The following is a 16,720-nucleotide window of genomic DNA, read 5'->3' as shown; positions in this document are numbered from 1 at the left end:
GAGACCGACAGCGTGTTCGCCGCCGAGGGCTCCGAGTCCTACACCGCCAGCGAGTTCAGCCAGATCGACGCCCTGCGCGCCCAGATCGACACCGCGTTCGCCCAGGCGACCGTGGTCCAGGGCGGCCCGGCGGAGCTCGCCGCCTCCTGACACCTGGACAGCTCCACCCCAGAAGCGGTGCCGGTCGGCCTGAAAGATGGCAGGCCGGCACTGACTCGTGCGGAAACGAACGGGCGGGCCTCCGTGCAGGAGGCCCGCCCGTCGCGTGTCGGACGGTCAGACGGTGTACGGGATGGTCAGCGTCGACTGCCGGCCGTTGGCGGCGGAGGCGTCGATGCGGACCGTGGTGGAGGCGTTGCCGATGGCGTTCCAGACCTCCAGGCGCACGCAGCCGTTGCTCATCGCGGCGAGGCTGCCGCTGGAGGAGGCGAGGCCGACCGCCTGGGTGTACAGCTCCGTGCCCACGATCGGGTCGGTGGCGAAGTACCGGTAGGTCTCGACCCGCCCGTAGGTGCCGCCGCCGGTGAAGTCGTAGGACACCCGGGCCTGGATGCCCTGCCCGACCGTGGTCGCGGCGTCGACGTGCAGCGAGAAGGCCGTGGCGGCGCCGTTCGGCGAGCCGGTGATGCCGCAGGTGCGGTAGGTGACCGGGTTGTGCGGCGTGCCGTCGTAGTTGCCGTTGGCGGCGCTGACCGTCTGGGTGCCCGCCGAGGTGCCGGCGGTCGTGTTCAGCGCCGGCCCGCTGCGCAGGTAGAACAGGTTCGACCCGACCGGCGGGTTGGACGGCGGAGGCGACGACGGCGGCTGCGAGGACGGCGGGTTGGACGTCGGCGGCTGCGACGTCGGCGGGTTGCTGATGCCGCCCCCACCGACCCAGGTGTAGGCGCCGGTCGTCGCGGTCTTGCCGGCGGGCACGGTCAGCGTCCGGCCGTCGGAGAACGTGACGGTCAGCGGCGAGCCGGTCACGTTCGACGCCACGTACGTCTTCGCGCCGTTCTTGCTGAACACCGCGTACAGCGGCGTGTTCGCGGTGACCGTCGTGTCGACCTGGCCGAGCGCGGCGAGGTTGCGCAGCCAGTGGAACGTGTGGGCCTTGCTCTCACCCTCTTCCGGGGTGTAGCCGGAGTTGGCCCGGAAGTTCGCCAGGGCGGCGTCGCCGTTGCCGAGGGCCTGGAAGGACCACAGCACGTCCTGCCAGACGGTCGGCGGGCCGCCGTTGTTGGTGACCAGCTCGTTCCAGTTGGTGGTGTTGTAGGCCGGCTTGTAGCCCATGTACAGCGAGCCGCCGGTGATCGGCAGCATGTTGATGCCCTGGATCATCTCCGGCTCGGCGGAGAACCAGGTGGCGTACGCGCCGCCGTCGCCCCAGACCATGCCGACGGTGTTGTGCGCGAACGTGCTGGGGAAGTTCTGGTTGGACGAGTCGAACCAGTACTCCTGGATCGCCTGCGCCTGGGTGGTGTAGATGAACAGGCCGGCGTCGCGGATGGCGGTGTTGCCGGTCGCCTGGCCCCACTGGATCAGGGCGTTGGCGAAGTTCATGCCCTCCGAGGAGGACTCCTGGTTGTTGCCGGCGCCGAACGCCCCGTGCCCGGAGGCCCAGTCGTGGCCCGCGTAGATGTCGAAGTCCCGCAGGAACGGGAACATCGTGTCGTTGCGGTCGGGGTTGTTGGCGTCGCGGATGAGCAGGTTCACCATGCTGCCGTAAGCGTTGCTGGCGGCCCACGCCGGGTCGAACTTGGCCAGGGTCGCGGCGGCGGCGATGTAGTAGCCGTAGTGGAAGTGGTGGTCGTTGAGCTCGCTGTCAGAACCGTACGAGGCCGGGTAGCCGATCAGGGTGCCCCAGTTGGCGTCGTACACGAACAGCCGGGTCGCCTCGCCGGGGCTGGCGGTGAACCAGTTGGTGAGCCTGGTCCGGATCGCGTTGAGCAGCGCGTCGCGCTGGCTGGTGCGGCCGAGCTGGTCGGCGATCTCGGCGAGGCGGGCGGCACGGCCGAGGCCCTTGCCGGTCCAGTACGTGTCGTCGCCGAAACCGGCGAGCGGGTCACCGGACGCGGCCTGGTCGAGGTAGCCGCCGAGGGTGGTGAGGTCGGCGCCGCTGCTGTCGGCGACGGCGGGGATCTCCGGCAGGACACCCTGGTACTTCGTGCCGGTCGTGAACGACGACACGCCGGTCAGGTTCTTCATCGCGCCGCGGGCCGAGACGTAGGTCTGCGCGATCGGGGTGGCGCCGGTCAGGCTCTTCCACTGGTGCGGGTAGAGCGACACGACGGTGCCGGTGCCGCTGCCCTCGCGGGCGGTGGTGGTGAACGCGTAGGTCGCGTTCACGGTGCTCGTCGCGGCGTTGTACGCCCAGCTGACCCTGGTGTTGGTCACGTGGTTGTGCGCGTAGGTGCCGTACGTGTTGGCTAGGGCGGTGCGGTCGGCGGCCGGCGTGGACGGGGTCGTCGGCAGCAGCGCCACCGAGTAGTAGTCCTTGCCCGCCAGGGTCGAGGTGATGGTGCTGCCGCTGACCGTCCAGGTGGCGCCGGTCGGCGCGTAGGCGACGTAGTCGTGGCCGCGGACGGTGAAGCCGATGCGGGCGCCGCTGTTGCTCCACACGGTCGGCGGGCCGCCGAAGGTCAGCTGCGCGCTGCCGCCGCTGGTGCGGGCGTAGACGAACGGCAGGCCGTGCCCGATCGTGGCGCGCAGCGTGCGGGCGCCGTCGGACCAGTACGGCGTGACGGTCCAGTCGGTCCAGCCGTCGACCTTGGTGTCGGGCGAGTTGAGGCCGGTCACGCCGAGGGTGAATTCCGTGGTGTACGGGAAGTGGTACTCCCCCACGCCGGTGGCGGTGCCGGAGATCGCGGCCTCGGTGGTGTAGCTGACGCCGAGGCCGTTGTTCGCCGGCTTGAACGCCATCGGGTGCGCCACCAGCGGCTCGGAGTAGGAGCAGTTGAACTTCTTGAACAGCAGCGAGGACCACCAGTCGTTGGTGGGCACCGCGCCGGCCGGGGCGTTGGCGGTGACCCACTGACGGGGATTCGTGCCGATCGATCCACAGCCGGCCGGCGGGGCCTGCCCGGCGGGGCGGGTGGTCGCGTAGCTGCCGGAGCCGAGGGTGGCGGCGTCGGCGCTGCGCAGGGCGAGGAAGGTGACGGCGGTGCTCACGAGCGCGAGCGCTGCGGCGCCGGCGAACCAGGGTCGGCCTCGGGTAAGGCGCATCGGGTAGGACTCCGATCGAAGTGGCGGCTTCCGGGGGTCCCTGGTGATTTTGGGGAACCGCTCTGACCGTTGTCAATGGTCAACTTCTGAGAGCGCTCTCTAACATGTCTCTGAGCTGCTGTTTTCTTCTGAGAGCGCTTCCCGCCAGCAGGACAGCAGCAGGTGCATCGCGGCCACCGCACGGCGCCACGAGGACTCGACGTCGCGCGGGTCGTTGAAGCCGCCGCGCCGCTCCAGGTCGACGAAGCCGTGCAGGGTGCTGCGCAGCAGCCGCACCGCGTCGGTGGCGTCGGGCTCGCCGAGGCCGTAACCGCGCAGCATCCCGTAGATGAGCTCGATCCCCCGCCGCGCGCCGCCGGCGCCGGTCACCGCGGCCGGACCGACCGGCAAGTCGACCGGCCGCTGCATCGCCGCATACCGGCCGGGGTGGGCGCGGGCGTAGTCCCGGTACGCGTCGGCGAACGCGACGAGGGCGTCCCGACCCGACCGGCCCGCGACCGCCGGGCCGAGCAGGTCGGCGAACTCCCCGGCGGCCAGCAGCGCCACCCGCGCGCGCAGGTCGGCCAGGCCGCGCACGTGCGAGTAGAGGCTGGCGTCCTTGACCCCGAAGTGCCGGGCGACCGCCGACACCGTCACCGCGTCGAGCCCCACCTCGTCGGCGAGGTCCGCCGCGGCCCGGGTCACGAGGTCGGCCGTCAGTCCCGCACGTCTCATCCTAGGAACAATAGTCAGTTGCCTAGGGCGATTAGGCATCGGTACGGTCGGTGCTGTGAGACCTCTGAACGAGACCGACATCCGCGCGTCCTTCGTCAACTGTTCCAAGGGCGAGGCCAAGCGCCTGGCCGTGCCCCGTGACCTGGCCGAGCGGCCGTGGCCCGACCTGGACTTCCTCGGCTGGCGCGACCCGGGCGCCCTCGACCGGGCGTATCTGGTCGCCCCGTGGCCCGCCACCGGCGGCGGCGAGGACGGCGTCGTCGGGGTGACGCTGCGGCTGGCCGCCCAGCAACGCGGCTTCCTGCACCGCAACATGTGCTCGCTGTGCCTGACCACGCACGGCGGCAACGGCGTGTCGCTGATGACCGGCCGGCGCGCGGGCGAGGCCGGGCGCCGGGGCGACTCGGTCGGCGCGTACATCTGCACCGACCTCGCCTGCTCGCTCTACGTCCGCGGCCGCAAGACCCCGGACACCGGCACCCGCCTCAAGGAGACCCTGACGGTCGAGGAGCAGGTGGAGCGGACCCGGGACAAGCTCGCCGGGTTCCTCACCCGCCTGCTGTAGCCGCCGCGTTCAGGAGTCCGGCAGGGTGAAGGAGAACGTGGCGCCGCACCCCGGCTCGCTCTGCGCCCAGACCCGGCCGCCGTGGCGGTCCACGATGCGCTGCACGGTGGTCAGGCCGATGCCGGTGCCGGGAAAGTCGCTGCTGTCGTGCAGCCGGCCGAACGGGCGGAACAGCTGGTCGGCACGGTCGGCGGGGAAGCCTGCGCCGTTGTCGCGGACGCAGAACGCCGCCCCGGACCGGCCGATCTCGACGCACGGCGACGGGGTGCGGCCGGTGAACTTCCAGGCGTTGCCGACCAGGTTGATCAGCACCGCGCGGATCAGCTCACCGTCGCACGACGCGCGCATCCCGGGCTCGACGGTGACCTCCACGGCGCGGCCCGGGTCGCGCTGGCGCAGCTCGTCGACGACGTCGGCGGCGAGCGCCGAGAGGTCCACCTCGGTGCGCTGGATCTGGCCGCGGTTGGCGCCGGCCAGCTGCAGCAGCGCGTCGATGAGCGCGTTCATCCGCTGTGCCGCCTTGTTGATGCGCAGGACCAGCTCCGCGGGCTCCTTGCCGGACTGCTCCTCCAGCAGCAGCTCGCTGAAGCTGAGGATGGTCTGCAGCGGCGAGCGCAGGTCGTGGGAGACCGAGCCGCTGAACGCCTCCAGCTCCCGGTTGCGCCATTCCAGCTCCTCAACCAGTTCGGCGCGGGCCTCGGCGATCTGCCGGGCGGCCCGCTCCTGCGCCGCCTCCAGCTCCCGGCGCATCAGCTCGTCGCGGATACGCCGGTCCTGCTCGTGCAGCTGCTGGCGGCGGATGTGGGCGCGGATGTGGGCGCGCAGGGTGCTCGCACTGTCGTCGCGGCGCACGTAGTCGTCGGCGCCGGCGGCCAGACAGTCCAGCAGGGCGTCGCCGGCGCCGAGGCCGATGACCGGCATGTCCCGCAGGCCGGGCACCGACCGGATCCGTGAGCACAGCGCGAAGCCGTCCACGCCGGGGACATCCACGGCGAGCACGACGCAGCCGGCGGGCTGCACGGCGAGCATGGCGAGGGCGTCGTCGGCGTCCGGGGCGGCGACCGGCTCGTACCCCTCCTCCCGCAGCTGCTCCGCCGCCCTGTGCAGGTACGCCCGGTCCGGGTCGACGAGCAGCACCTTGACCTGGCCGTGGAACGGGCCGGGGGCCGGCAGCGGGACGCCGGTGCTCTTGCGCAGCACCGCGGCGAGCTTCGCCAGCACCACGGCGAGACTCTCCTGCTTGCGCACGAAGGCGTCCGCGCCGGCGTCGAGGATCTGCAGCTCGGTGGCGTAGTCGTCGGCGGCGGTCAGCAGCAGGCACGGCACGTTGCGCAGCGTCGCGTCGAGCCGGACCCGGCGGATCACGGTCGCGCCGTCGATGCCGGGCAGCACTCCGTCGACGATGATGGCGCTGGGCGGGCGGGCGGCGGCGGAGCGCAGCCCCTCCTCGCCGCTGGCCGCGGTGTGCACCTCGTAGCCGGCGGCGTTGAGCATGCCACGCAGCTCCTCGCGGAACGTGAGACTGTCGTCGATGACCAGCACCGAGCGTTCGGCGGGTGCCTCCGTGCCCTGCTGCTGCAGCAGCTCCCGGCTGCGGGCCACGACCGCGTGCGCGTCGTACGGCTTGCCGACGTAGTCGTCGGCGCCGTGCCGCAGCCCCCGCAGCCGGTCGCTGACCTCGGCCTCGCTGGACAGCAGCAGCACCACCACCCCGGCGTGCCGCGAGTGGGTGCGCAGCTCGCGCAGCAGCTCGACCCCGTCGGCGTCGGGCAGCAGCACGTCGAAGAGCGCGACGTCGAACTGTTCGGCGTCGAACGCGGCACGCGCGTCGGCGCCGCTGGCGCACAGCACCGTGCGGAAACCGCCCTCCTCGAACGCCTCGTGGAGGTCGATCCGCACGGTCAGGCTGTCGTCGACGATCAGGACAGTGCTCGCCATCCGACCTTCCCCGTCAAGCTCGCCGCGATCTGGTCCGGTGGCAGCACCTCCACGGCCGCGTGCAGCGTCACCGCCTCCTTCGGCATGCCGTACACGACACAGCTGCCCTGGTCCTGCGCGTACGTGTGGGCGCCGGCGCGGCGCATCGCCAGCAGCCCCGAGGCCCCGTCGCGGCCCATGCCGGTCAGCAGGACGCCGGTGGCACCGGCGCCGACCTCCGCGGCGACCGACTCGAACAGCACGTCCACCGACGGCCGGCACGAGTGCCGCGGCGGGCCGGAGCTCAGGTGCAGGTGCCCGCCGCGGACCGTCAGGTGCCGGTCCGGCGGCGCCATCACGACCTTCCCGGCGACGGACTGCAGGCTCTCCCCGCCGCGGGCGTAGCGCACGTCGTGCCCGGTCTGCTCGGCGAGCCAGCCGGTGAACGCCTGCGCGAAGGACTCGTTCGCCGCCAGGTGCTGCACGTACAGCAGCGGCACGGGGAAGCCGAGGGGCACGCCCCGCAGCAGCGTGACGATGGCGCCGGGGCCGCCCGTCGAGGCGCCGACCGCGACGAGGCGGCGCAGCGTCTGCGGGGTACGGGCGGCCGGCGCGACCGGCGCGGCACCGGCGGCGGCCGGGCGGTGCCGGGTCACCACCCTGATCCGGGACACGACCTTGACCGCGGTGCGCAGCCGCGCGCCCCACGTGTCGTCGGAGGCGTCGCCGCGCGGCTTCTCCAGCACGTCGACGGCGCCGGCGGCGAGCGCGTCGTACGTGGTGAACAGCTCCTGCCGGGACGCGGAGCACACCACGAGGATCGGCGTCGGCTGCGCCGCCATGATCCGCTCGGTGGCGGCGAGGCCGCTCATCACCGGCAGGACCACGTCCATGGTGATGACGTCGGGCCGCAGCCGCCGGCACAGCTCGACCGCCTGCGCCCCGTCGACGGCCTCGCCGACGATCTCGAAGCCGTGCCGCTCGGTGAGCGCCTCGCGCAGGCACTGCCGCACCGTCGCGGAGTCCTCGACCACCAGGACCTTGATCATGGCTCCCCCACGAGCCCGCGGATGTGACCGAGCAGCTCCTCCTGGTCGAACTCGGACTTCACCATGTACGCGCTGGCCCCGGCCGCCGCGCCGCGCCGCCGGTCCTCGGCCGACGCGCGGGAGCTGACCAGGATCGCCGGGGTCTCGCGCAGCACCGGGTCCTCGCGGGTGGTGGCGACGAACGTGAACCCGTCCATGCCGGGCATGTCGATGTCGACGAGGAACAGCGCGTACCGGCGCAGCTTGACCCGCTCCAGGGCCTCCTCGGCGGAGGCGGCCAGCTCGACCTCGTGGCCCGCCGACTCCAGGATGCTGCGCTCCAGCATCCGGGTGGTGAGCGAGTCGTCGACGACGAGGATCGGATCCCGGGCCGGGCCGGACTCCTCGGTGCCGTTGCCGCCGCCGGCGCCGGTGGCGACCCGGCCGGCCTCGGCGGCCAGCCCGTGCGGGTCGAGCACGATACGCGGGTTGCCCTCCGCGTCGATGGACAGCCCGCTGACGACCGCGCCGGCCGGGGCGAGCTCCGGCAGCGGCCGCACGACCAGCGCCGACGTGCCCAGCAGCCGGTCGACGCCGACGGCGACGGTGCGCGCGCCGGCGGCGAGGATGACGGCGACCGCGCCGCCGGCCGCGGCCTGCCGCTCCGCCGGGGCGAGCACCCTGGCCAGCGGCAGGTAGTCGATGACGTGCCCGTCGTGGGCCAGCGCACCCGCGGCAGCGGCCGCCGTGACCTCCACCGCGCCGAGCAGCACGCACGTGCGCACCGCATCCAACGGCAACGACGCGAGGGTGCCGGCGGCCTCCACGACGAGCCCCGACAGCGACACCAGCGACAGCGGCACGACCAGTTCGACGGTGGTGCCGCGGCCCGGGTCGGTGCTCACGTCGACCTCGCCGCCGAGCTGCTCGGCGACGTCGCGGACCGCGTCGAGGCCGATGCCGCGCCCGGAGATGCCGGTGACCTCGCCGGCGGTGCTGATCCCGCCGTGCATGAGCAGCCGCATCAGCTCCCGCACGTCGGCCTCGGCGCCGGACATGACCAGCCCCCGGGCCTCCGCCTGCGCGCGCACGGCGCCCAGGTCGAAGCCCCGGCCGTCGTCGCGGCACCGGAACGCGGCGTTCGTGCCGCGGCGGTGGACCTCGACGGTGACGCGCCCGGCACCCGGTTTGCCGGCGGCGAGCCGGTCCGCCTCGATCTCCACCCCGTGCGAGACCGCGTTGCGGACCACGTGCAGCAGCGCGCCGGCGGCGAGGCTCAGCACGTGCGGGTCCAACCGCAGCTCGCCGCCGCGGCTGTCGAAGACGACCTTCTTGCCCTCGGCGGCCGCGGCGTCGTACGCGGCGCGGTGCAGCGTGGTCAGCGCCGTCGCGACCGGCACCAGCCGGAGCCGTTCGGCGCGGCCCCGGATGTCGTCGAGCTCCCGCTCGACCTGCTCGAGGGTCTCGGTCAGCTGCCGGCCCAGGGCGGTGAGGTCCGCGGCGAGCCGGGTCGCCATGCCGGCGGTCCGCCCGTCGGCGCCGTCATGCGGACCGCCGCGGATCCGCAGCTGCTCGGTGATCGCGTCGGCGGCCCGGCGGGCCCGCTCGACGGTCGCCACCTGCCGGCGCAGCGGCGCGAACCTGGCGTGCGCCTCACCGACCGCGTCGAGCAGCTCGTCGATGTCGGCGCTGTCGCTGCGTACCGGCGCCGCGGCGGGCGGATCCGCCGTCACCTCCGCCGGCTCGGGGGTGGGCGCATCCGGGGCTTCCTCCGGGGTGCGCAGGGCGCCCACCAGGATCGTCAGCCGGTCGGTCAGGGTGAGCAGGGCGCCGACCGTCTCCGGCGGGACCGGCTCGCCGCCGCGGTGCGGGACGAGCAGGTCCTCCAGCTCGTGCGCGGCGTCGGCGATGTCGGGCTGCCGCACCACCCGGGCCGCGCCCTTGAGCGTGTGCGCGTGCCGCAGCAGCCGGGCGACCGGCTCGCGGTCCGCGCCGTCCCTGCCGTCGCCGCCGTCGCCGGTCAGGTCGAGTACGCCCTGGCTGAGCTGGTCGACCAGCTCGCGGGCCTCGATCCGGAAGTACCGCAGCGGATCCTTGGCCACCGCGGGCGTCGGGGCGTTCAATGGCGTTCGGCGCCCGCGGCGACCAGCTTGAGCAGCTCGCTGGACAGCCCGGCGAGGTGGGTCGCGGTCTGGCGGGTCTGCACGGCGCTGGACTCGCTCTCCTGCGTGACCCGGGCGGTGTCGGTCACCGCGACGTTGACCTGCTCGACCGCGGTCGTCTGCTGCTTGGTCGACAGCTCGATCTCCCGCGCCGACTCGGTCGTCGTGGCGACCAGGTCGGCGATCTGCTGGAACGACGCGGTGACCGCGCTGAACTGCCGGGTGCCGGCGTCGACCGCCTTCGCGCCGGTCTCGGTCGCCATCACCGTGGTGTTCACCGCGCCGCGCACGTCGTCGATGAGGGCCCTGATCTCCTTGGCGGATCCCGCGGTACGGTCGGCGAGCTTGCGGATCTCGTCGGCGACCACGGCGAAGCGGCGGCCCCACTCCCCGGCGCCGGAGGCCTCGATGGTGGCGTTGATGGCCAGGATGTTGGTCTGCTCGGCGAGCTCGGACACCAGGTCGACGACGCCGCCGATCTGCTGCGAGCGCTGCCCGAGCTCCAGCATGTGCTGCACGATCAGGTCGACCTGCCGGCGGATCGCGGTGATCGACTCGCGGGCCTGCTCGATGGTCGCGTCGCCCGAGTTCGCGGCCCCCGCGGTCTCCTCGGCGATCTTCGCCACCCGCTGGGCGCCCTCGGCGATCTGCCGCGACGTGATGAGCAGCTCCTCGATCGTCGTGGTGATCTCGCTCATCGCCGTGGCCTGCTCGCGGGCGCCCGTCGCCTGCTGGCTGGCGGCGGCCTCCAGCTGCGCCGAGGAGCTCTGGATGTGCCCGACGGCGCCGGCGACCTGCCGCCCGAGCGAACGGATGAGCAGCACCGCGATCACGACGCCGGCCGCGACGGCGAGGACCGCGATGACGATCACCGCGATGCTGGCCATGCGGGCCGTGTCGGACGAGGTGTCCCGCTGCCGGAGCAGGTCCTGGCGCAGCATCCCGGACAGGGCGTCGATCTGCTGGTTGAGCGCCTCGCGCCGCGGTACCACGGTGGCCTCGAACTCCTCGGAGACGCGCTGCGCGGACACCGACGGGTCCCGGCGCAGCGTCATGACCTCCTGCAGCGCCGCCTCGTGGCCCTGCTCCGCCTGCACCGCGAGGGTGAGCAGGTCGAGCTCGCGCTGGGTGTCGGCGACGTCGCGCAGCGACTGCACCGCGCGGTCGAAGTCGGCCCGCGTGGCGGCGATCTCGGTCTGGAACCGGTCGTCGCCGGTCAGCAGGTACCCGCGGGAGGCGCTGCTCTTGTGCTCCACCGCGACCCGCAGCTGCTGCGCCTCCACCAGGCCCTGCACACCGATGTCGATCACGTGGTCCTTGCCGGAGACCACGGTTTCCAGCGCGCCGACCGTCATGGCCCCGGTGAGCAGGGTCAGCAGCACGACCGCCGCGAACCCGGCGGCGAGCCTGCGGCCGAACGTCCATTGTCGCCTCATCGTTCCCCGTCTCCCGCGATGGTTCCGGTCAGTCGTTGGATCGCGGCCCGCACGGCCGGGACGTCGATGATCGGCCGGGCGCCGCCGTCCAGCGGGACGATGCCGCGCAGGCAGCCCCGCGGGCCGTGGCCGGTCGACTCCTCGACGATGACCTCCCGCGGTACGCGCAGATGCCCGTCCAGCTCCTCGAAGGCGAGCGCGACGGGCGGTTCGCCGGCGGCCAGGACCAGCCAGCGCGCGGTGGCGGGGAGGGGGTGGCCGAAGACGGCGCCGAGGTCGTACACGGGCACGATCGAGCCGCGGAAGCTCGCCACGCCGCGCAGCGCCGGCAGCGGGCCGGGCAGCCGCGTCACCGGCCGGTCCGGGAACAGCCCGGCGGCCTGGGTGAGGCGCAGCGCGTACCGGTGGCCGCCGACCCTGATCGCCAGCAGGTCGTCGAAGCCGGCGACCTGCTCGCGGTGCGGGTCGGCGAAGGAGCGGTCGAAGGAGTCGCGCAGCTGCGCCAGGCGCTGCCGCAGATCGGCTTTCCGGTCGGCGCTCCCGTTGGCGCTTGGGTCGGCGCTTGCGTCGGCGCTCCCGCTGGCGCTTGGGTCGGCGCTTGCGTCGGCGCTCCCGTTGGCGCTTGGGTCGGCGCTTGCGTCGGCGCTCTCGTTGGCGCTCTCGTTGGCGCCTCGGTCGGCCTTCTGGATGGCGGCTTCGGTGGTGCTCATCGGGCCGCGGCCAGTTCCGCGTGGCACAGCGCGATGAGGGCGCCCCGGCCGAAGCCGCCGCCGAACAGCAGGAGGCGCTCGTCGCTCTCGTGCCGCAGCAGGATCACGGCGCGGTCCAGCTCGTGCGCGGCGGTGCCCCGGTCGCCGCGGCGGCGGGCGATCAGCCCCAGCCGTAGCCGGGGCATGGCGAAGCCGGCGTCGAGGTGCGCGGCCATCCGGTGGTGCTCCAGCGCCGCGGCGGTCTTGCCGTCGCCCTCCAGGCACTCGGCGAGCAGGTGGTGCGCGTCGGGGTTGAGCGCGTCGCGGTCCAGCAGGCGGCGGCACACGGCGGCGGCCCGGCCGGTGTGGCCGAGGTGGGCCAGGATCGCGCCGCGTACCAGCATGATGTCGGGGCGGTCGGCTTCGGCCGTACCGATGCTGTCGAGAACCTCCAGGGCGTCGCCGTAACGCTCCTCCTGCACCAGGCGCAGGACGTGGTCGCGCTGGCGGGGCTTCTGCTGGATCCGCGTGCGGACCGGTTTCGCGGGTTGGCGTTCCGGGGTCTTCGGGGGCTGCTGTTGTTGCACGCCCTTCTGGTAGTAGAACGTGCCGTGGCTGTGCTGGACGGTCAGGGCCGGTGGGCGGCTGCCGAGCGTGTCGGTGTGGCCGAGGAACAGGTAGCCGCCCGGCGCCAGGGCGCGGGTGATCCGGGTGACCGTGGCGGCGGCCGTGGCCGGGGTCAGGTACATCAGCAGGTTGCGGCAGAACACCACGTCGTACGTTTCGGGGGCGAACAGCAGCGCGTCGGCGGCGGCGGCGTTGTACTCCAGGAACCGCACCCGGCCACGGAGCCGCTCGTCGATCTCGACGCCCTCGGCGACGGAGCGGAACCAGCGGTGCTGCGCGGCGGCCGGGGTCTCCCGCAGCGACCACCGCGAGTAGCGGCCGGCGGCGGCGACCCGCAGTGCGGCCCGGTTCACGTCGAGGCCGGCGATCGACACGTCCCACCGGGGGTTGACGCGTTCGGCCGTGACCATGGCCAGGGTGTACGCCTCCTCGCCGGTGGAGCAGCCGACCGACAGCAGCCGCAGCCGCCGCTCGCCGGACCGGGCACGGACCCGCTCCGGCAGGACCACCTCCGCGAGCACGTTGAACTGTTCGATGTTGCGGAAGAAGTACGTCTCGTTGATGGTGACCGCCTCGGCGAGCGCGGCGAGCTCGTTGTGCCAGGCGGTGCCGAGCCGGTCGAGGTAGCCGCGGCCGGACAGGCCGTGCTGGGTGGCGCGGGCCCGCAGGATCTCGGTGAGCTGCGGGTCACGCTTGTCGTCGAACGACATGCCGAGCCGCTCCGACAGCAGCTCCCGCAGCCGCGTGATGTCCTCGTCACGCCGCATCGGGCGCCGCCCTGATCTCGGCGACGAGCCCGGCGCCGCGCAGGAAGAGCAGCGGCTGGGAGTCCAGCACGCCGACCGCCGCCACGAGCTGCGTCGCGGCGGCGGCGAGCATCGGCGGCGGGCGGCCGGGGTCGGGTTCCACCGGCAGGACGCCTCTGACGGGTCCGGTGGCGTACGCGAGCGGCCCCTGCTCCGTGCGGGTCGTGACGAACCTGCACGGCCGCTCCGCCGCCGCCCCGAGCAGCCGGGCCGTGTCGACGACCGGGACGGCGAGGCCGCGGATCACGCTGACGCCGAGCAGGACGTCGGCGGTGCCGGCGAGCGGCTGCACCGGCAGCGGCCGGATCGTCTCCACCACGTCGCGCAGCGCGAGGGCACACAACAGCTCGCCGATGCCGAAGACCAGCGACAGCCCCGGCGGCGCCTCCGTGACACCGGTGTTCGTCACGCGCTTCATGATATGTGGCAAACGTCGGCTTTTTACCGCTATCGGGTGAGGCGGATTTTTGTCGTACCCGGGCGGTAGGTTGCACGGCATGGACGTCACCGCACCTGTTGCTAGGCTCGCCGCGGCGGCCGCGCTGATGAGCCGGCTGCTGACCGCCAGGACCCTGCAGCCCGCCCACGCCGGCGCCCTGCTGCGCGCCGACGGCACCGGCCTGCACCTGCTCGCCGCCGACGGCGAGGTGACCGTCCACCTGCACGCCCCCGCCACGGTGCACACGCCCGGAGAGGTGGTCGTGCCGCGCCGGGCGTTCGCCGACACCCTGACCGCCCTCGACGCGGCCGACGCCCGGCTCACCGTCCAGGGCGGCCGCCTCGCCATCCGCGTGCCGGGCGCCCGGTTCGCCCTGCCCAGCCTCCCCGACGCCACCCCACCCGCGGCCGAGCTGCCGCCGGCCCTGGGCTCGGTCACCGGCGACGCCCTGCGCGCCGCCGCCGTCCCCGTCGCGGGCGCCGCCTCCCGCGAGCACGCCCTGCCGATGTTCACCGGCGTCCGCCTGCGCGCCCACGCCACCGCCCTGACGTTCTTCGCCACGGACCGGTTCCGGCTGGCCACCGCCTCCATCCCCTGGCAGGCCGCGCCCGCCGCGGCCGGGCAGCCCGCCGGCGGTCCTTCCACGGACGGCGGTTCAAGGGTCGAGGCGCTCGTCCCCGCCGCCGTCCTGACCCGGGCCGCCCAGCACCTCGGCCGCGTCGCCACGGTCCACGTCCACGCCGACGAGGACCTGTTCGCCCTGTCCTGGGACGGCGGCAGCATCACCACCGCCACCATCGGCGGCGGCTATCCCGACGCCCAGCTGTCCCGCCTGCTCGACGTCACCGCCGTCTGCACCGTCGAGGTCGACGCCGACACGCTCGCCCAGGCTGTCGACCGCGCCGCCGCCTACGGCGGCCCCCACGGCCGCGTCACCCTCCAGCCCATCGAAGGCGCCCTGCTCATCCGGGCCGACGACCCGCTCACCGGCGAGTCCGAGCAGACCATCAAGGCCACCGTCGACGGCAGCCCCACCACCCGCTCCTTCCAGGCCCGCCTGCTCACCGACGCCCTGCGTGCCTTCCCCCACCACCCGGTCCAGCTCCAGTTCCAGGAGGCGATGCGGGCGACGGCGTTCACCGCCACCGCCCCATCAGCGCCAGACCTGCACTACCTCGTCGTCCCGCTCCGCACCCCGGCCACCCCCTGACCGCGTCGGCGGTCCTGACCCGATCACGCCGCCCCAGACAGTGCATGGGCCTCACCACGGCCTGAACAACCGAGGCCGCAGGGTTTGCCGCGGCTTCCGGTGATTGTGGCGTGAGGCTTCAACCGTCGCACCGGCCTCAACGGCGCCACCGGCAACAGCCGTCCAACCACGCCGGACCCAGCCACCGTCTGCGTCCACACCGACCGCGCCGCCGCCGGCGGCAACTTCGACCCTGATCGCACCGCCGCCACATGACCCGCGCGGTCCAGCCCGAGGGCTGTGGGATGGGTGCTGGACGATGAACCGTTGTCCCGGTGCGCCATGTGGTGCAATCGCGAGGTGGCCCAGCAACGTCGGGATCGCGAGGTTCCTGGACGCGGCCTCGTCCGGTTGCGCCCGGCAAACGAGGGCGACCTGGATCTCCTTGCCGGCTGGTTCGGCGATCCGAGCTTCATCGACCGCTGGGGGCAGACACTGCTTACCCGCCAGGAGGTGGCCGCGAAGTACGTCGGGCGCCGTCGACCAGACGCGGAGTCCTTCATCATCCTGGCGGGCGACGTTCGAGGGCGGCATCGACCTGATCCTCGACCCGCGCTGGCGGGGACGGGGCTACGGGCCTGATGCCGCCGCCGGATTCCACCGCGTCGGCCAGGACGGCGACGAGCTCGTCATGGAACGTCGCTCGTAACGGACACCGACGACGGCCGTCAAGATCCATCAGACAGTTCGCGCCGGAACCGAGTTCGGGCGCCACCGCCGGCGCGGCACAACCTGGTGGATTGCTGTGCGCCGGCGAACAGGGATCCACCGGGTTCCAGGAATCCACCGGGTTGTACTCGCGGTCCAGACGGAGTGCATGCGCATCGGCGGCGGCGCAACTGCAGCCCCGGCTCCTCGGCCTGCTGGTCGTTGTGGCGCGAGCCGGTGGGGTCAGGTGTCGCCGCCTTCGCCGTGTTCGGTGGCGATCTGGGGGCCGTGGACGGGGTCGTTCGAGTCGGGTTTGTGGTCGAACGGCAGGCCGGGTGCGTCTGCCTGGCCGCCCAGGCCGAGGGGCGTCGCGGCGCCTGCGGCGGAGCCGTTCGGGCGGTCCGGGTCGTCGATGGCGTCGGCGCCGGAGGTGCCCGGGGTGGCGGTGGTGCCCATGGTGGCGTTCTCGTCGGTGGTTTCTTGGCTCATGAGGGACCGGTACCCATCCGGCGGCGCCCTCGCACAAAGTCCGGGGGATCAGTGATTGGGGGCCTGGGCGCTGATGTCGGCGAGGGCGGACGTCGCGTCGCGTTCGATGGCGAGGTCGCCCAGGGAGACGATGCCGACGAGGCGTTCGCCGTCGAGGACGGGCAGGCGGCGCAGAGCGTTGGTGCGCATGAGCTCGACCGCGGTGTCCAGGTCGTCCTGAGGGGAGACCGCGACGAGGTCGGGGGCGACGACGTCGCCGACGGCGGTGGTGGCGGGGTCGCAGCCGGCGGCGACCACGCGGATGGTGACGTCGCGGTCGGTCACGATGCCGCGGACACCGCTGCTGTCGGTGACCACGAGCGCGCCGACGTCGGCCTCGCGCATGCGTTCGGCCGCGGCGGTCACGGACTCACCCACGTCGATCGTGATCGGGCCGCTGGTCATGATGTCCTTCACCTGCTCGTTCATGCCGGTACGACTACCCAGCGGCGGGCGGGGCAATCACCACCGACCGCCTGCCGGAGAGGGGGCGGACCCCATCGTGTGAAGGAGACCTCGACCCGGTTGCGGGCGGCCCACTGGCGGATCTGGACGCGGATCTTGGCGCCGTGGTGCGCGGACAGGTTCACTTGTGATCTTGCGTGGTTGATCGAAGTCGCGTCCTGGCCGTCCGGACGGCCAGGAGTCGATCATCGGCCAGTTGACCAGGGTGATGTCGCTGGCATACGCGCCGGGCGTGAACAGCTT

Annotated in this window: 14 protein-coding genes and 1 pseudogene; 3 read left to right on the top strand and 12 right to left on the bottom strand. The window is 73.3% G+C overall.

Features of this window, described 5'->3' with window-relative positions:
- Window positions 1-276: 276 nt before the first annotated feature.
- Both AB0H83_RS49925 and AB0H83_RS49920 read right to left on the bottom strand, forming a co-directional pair.
- Window positions 277-3,150 carry a glycosyl hydrolase gene (locus AB0H83_RS49925; RefSeq protein ID WP_360110432.1) on the bottom strand — a complete coding sequence of 958 codons (2,874 nt, stop codon included), beginning with the start codon at window positions 3,148-3,150 and terminating at the stop codon, window positions 277-279.
- Window positions 3,151-3,303: 153 nt separating this feature from the next.
- On the bottom strand, window positions 3,304-3,918 hold the full coding sequence (locus AB0H83_RS49920) for a WHG domain-containing protein (RefSeq protein ID WP_360110429.1): 615 nt from the start codon (window positions 3,916-3,918) through the stop codon (window positions 3,304-3,306).
- A gap of 55 nt (window positions 3,919-3,973) precedes the next feature.
- Between AB0H83_RS49920 and AB0H83_RS49915 the strand changes: the two genes are divergently transcribed.
- Window positions 3,974-4,483, top strand: coding sequence for an FBP domain-containing protein (locus AB0H83_RS49915; RefSeq protein ID WP_360110426.1), 510 nt, complete (start codon window positions 3,974-3,976; stop codon window positions 4,481-4,483).
- A gap of 9 nt (window positions 4,484-4,492) precedes the next feature.
- Here AB0H83_RS49915 and AB0H83_RS49910 read toward each other — a convergent pair whose 3' ends face one another.
- The 8 genes and pseudogenes from AB0H83_RS49910 to AB0H83_RS49875 all read right to left on the bottom strand — a co-directional run bounded on the left by AB0H83_RS49910 (window position 4,493) and on the right by AB0H83_RS49875 (window position 13,557).
- Window positions 4,493-6,421, bottom strand: a complete 1,929-nt coding sequence (locus AB0H83_RS49910) for a response regulator (protein ID WP_360110423.1) — start codon at window positions 6,419-6,421, stop codon at window positions 4,493-4,495.
- Window positions 6,403-7,449: a chemotaxis-specific protein-glutamate methyltransferase CheB gene (gene cheB / locus AB0H83_RS49905; protein ID WP_360110420.1), complete on the bottom strand. Its 1,047-nt coding sequence runs from the start codon at window positions 7,447-7,449 to the stop codon at window positions 6,403-6,405. The genes AB0H83_RS49910 and cheB overlap by 19 nt, the downstream gene beginning before the upstream one ends.
- Complete coding sequence (locus AB0H83_RS49900) at window positions 7,446-9,530, bottom strand: response regulator (RefSeq protein ID WP_360110417.1); 2,085 nt, start codon at window positions 9,528-9,530, stop codon at window positions 7,446-7,448. The genes cheB and AB0H83_RS49900 overlap by 4 nt, the downstream gene beginning before the upstream one ends.
- Before the next feature lie 17 nt (window positions 9,531-9,547).
- On the bottom strand, window positions 9,548-11,026 hold the full coding sequence (locus AB0H83_RS49895; RefSeq protein ID WP_360110414.1) for a methyl-accepting chemotaxis protein: 1,479 nt from the start codon (window positions 11,024-11,026) through the stop codon (window positions 9,548-9,550).
- The gene (locus AB0H83_RS49890; protein ID WP_360110435.1) at window positions 11,023-11,448 is read right to left on the bottom strand and encodes a chemotaxis protein CheW; all 426 of its coding nucleotides are present in this window, start codon (window positions 11,446-11,448) and stop codon (window positions 11,023-11,025) included. The genes AB0H83_RS49895 and AB0H83_RS49890 overlap by 4 nt, the downstream gene beginning before the upstream one ends.
- Window positions 11,376-11,669, bottom strand: a pseudogene (locus tag AB0H83_RS49885) (hypothetical protein); the annotation flags it as partial. The gene AB0H83_RS49890 and the pseudogene AB0H83_RS49885, both read right to left, overlap by 73 nt.
- 63 nt (window positions 11,670-11,732) lie before the next feature.
- Window positions 11,733-13,109, bottom strand: coding sequence for a protein-glutamate O-methyltransferase CheR (locus AB0H83_RS49880; RefSeq protein ID WP_360110407.1), 1,377 nt, complete (start codon window positions 13,107-13,109; stop codon window positions 11,733-11,735).
- Window positions 13,099-13,557 (bottom strand): chemotaxis protein CheW, encoded by a 459-nt coding sequence (locus AB0H83_RS49875; protein ID WP_360110404.1) that lies wholly within the window; start codon window positions 13,555-13,557, stop codon window positions 13,099-13,101. The genes AB0H83_RS49880 and AB0H83_RS49875 overlap by 11 nt, the downstream gene beginning before the upstream one ends.
- An 88-nt stretch (window positions 13,558-13,645) precedes the next feature.
- On the opposite strand from AB0H83_RS49875, the gene AB0H83_RS49870 reads away from it, so the two are divergent.
- Both AB0H83_RS49870 and AB0H83_RS49865 read left to right on the top strand, forming a co-directional pair.
- On the top strand, window positions 13,646-14,797 hold the full coding sequence (locus AB0H83_RS49870; RefSeq protein WP_360110401.1) for a DNA polymerase III subunit beta: 1,152 nt from the start codon (window positions 13,646-13,648) through the stop codon (window positions 14,795-14,797).
- Window positions 14,798-15,085: 288 nt separating this feature from the next.
- Window positions 15,086-15,418 carry a hypothetical protein gene (locus AB0H83_RS49865; RefSeq protein WP_360110398.1) on the top strand — a complete coding sequence of 111 codons (333 nt, stop codon included), beginning with the start codon at window positions 15,086-15,088 and terminating at the stop codon, window positions 15,416-15,418.
- A gap of 309 nt (window positions 15,419-15,727) precedes the next feature.
- Here AB0H83_RS49865 and AB0H83_RS49860 read toward each other — a convergent pair whose 3' ends face one another.
- Window positions 15,728-15,973: a hypothetical protein gene (locus tag AB0H83_RS49860; protein ID WP_360110395.1), complete on the bottom strand. Its 246-nt coding sequence runs from the start codon at window positions 15,971-15,973 to the stop codon at window positions 15,728-15,730.
- Window positions 15,974-16,021: 48 nt separating this feature from the next.
- The gene (locus AB0H83_RS49855; RefSeq protein ID WP_360110392.1) at window positions 16,022-16,441 is read right to left on the bottom strand and encodes a CBS domain-containing protein; all 420 of its coding nucleotides are present in this window, start codon (window positions 16,439-16,441) and stop codon (window positions 16,022-16,024) included.
- Window positions 16,442-16,720: the final 279 nt, after the last annotated feature.

The organism is Dactylosporangium sp. NPDC050688, assembly GCF_040654515.1.
GTDB lineage: Bacteria > Actinomycetota > Actinomycetes > Mycobacteriales > Micromonosporaceae > Dactylosporangium.
Note: the sequence above shows the minus strand (reverse complement) of the source record. Positions and strands in the feature narration are given on the sequence as shown.

Excerpts from the sequence above, each read along its gene's own strand:
- AB0H83_RS49870 (WP_360110401.1), top strand. The coding sequence starts at position 13,646 with ATGGACGTCACCGCACCTGTTGCTAGGCTCGCCGCGGCGGCCGCGCTG.
- AB0H83_RS49880 (WP_360110407.1), bottom strand. The coding sequence starts at position 13,109 with ATGCGGCGTGACGAGGACATCACGCGGCTGCGGGAGCTGCTGTCGGAG.
- AB0H83_RS49860 (WP_360110395.1), bottom strand. The coding sequence starts at position 15,973 with ATGAGCCAAGAAACCACCGACGAGAACGCCACCATGGGCACCACCGCC.
- AB0H83_RS49895 (WP_360110414.1), bottom strand. The coding sequence starts at position 11,026 with ATGAGGCGACAATGGACGTTCGGCCGCAGGCTCGCCGCCGGGTTCGCG.
- cheB (WP_360110420.1), bottom strand. The coding sequence starts at position 7,449 with ATGATCAAGGTCCTGGTGGTCGAGGACTCCGCGACGGTGCGGCAGTGC.
- AB0H83_RS49920 (WP_360110429.1), bottom strand. The coding sequence starts at position 3,918 with ATGAGACGTGCGGGACTGACGGCCGACCTCGTGACCCGGGCCGCGGCG.
- AB0H83_RS49910 (WP_360110423.1), bottom strand. The coding sequence starts at position 6,421 with ATGGCGAGCACTGTCCTGATCGTCGACGACAGCCTGACCGTGCGGATC.
- AB0H83_RS49855 (WP_360110392.1), bottom strand. The coding sequence starts at position 16,441 with ATGAACGAGCAGGTGAAGGACATCATGACCAGCGGCCCGATCACGATC.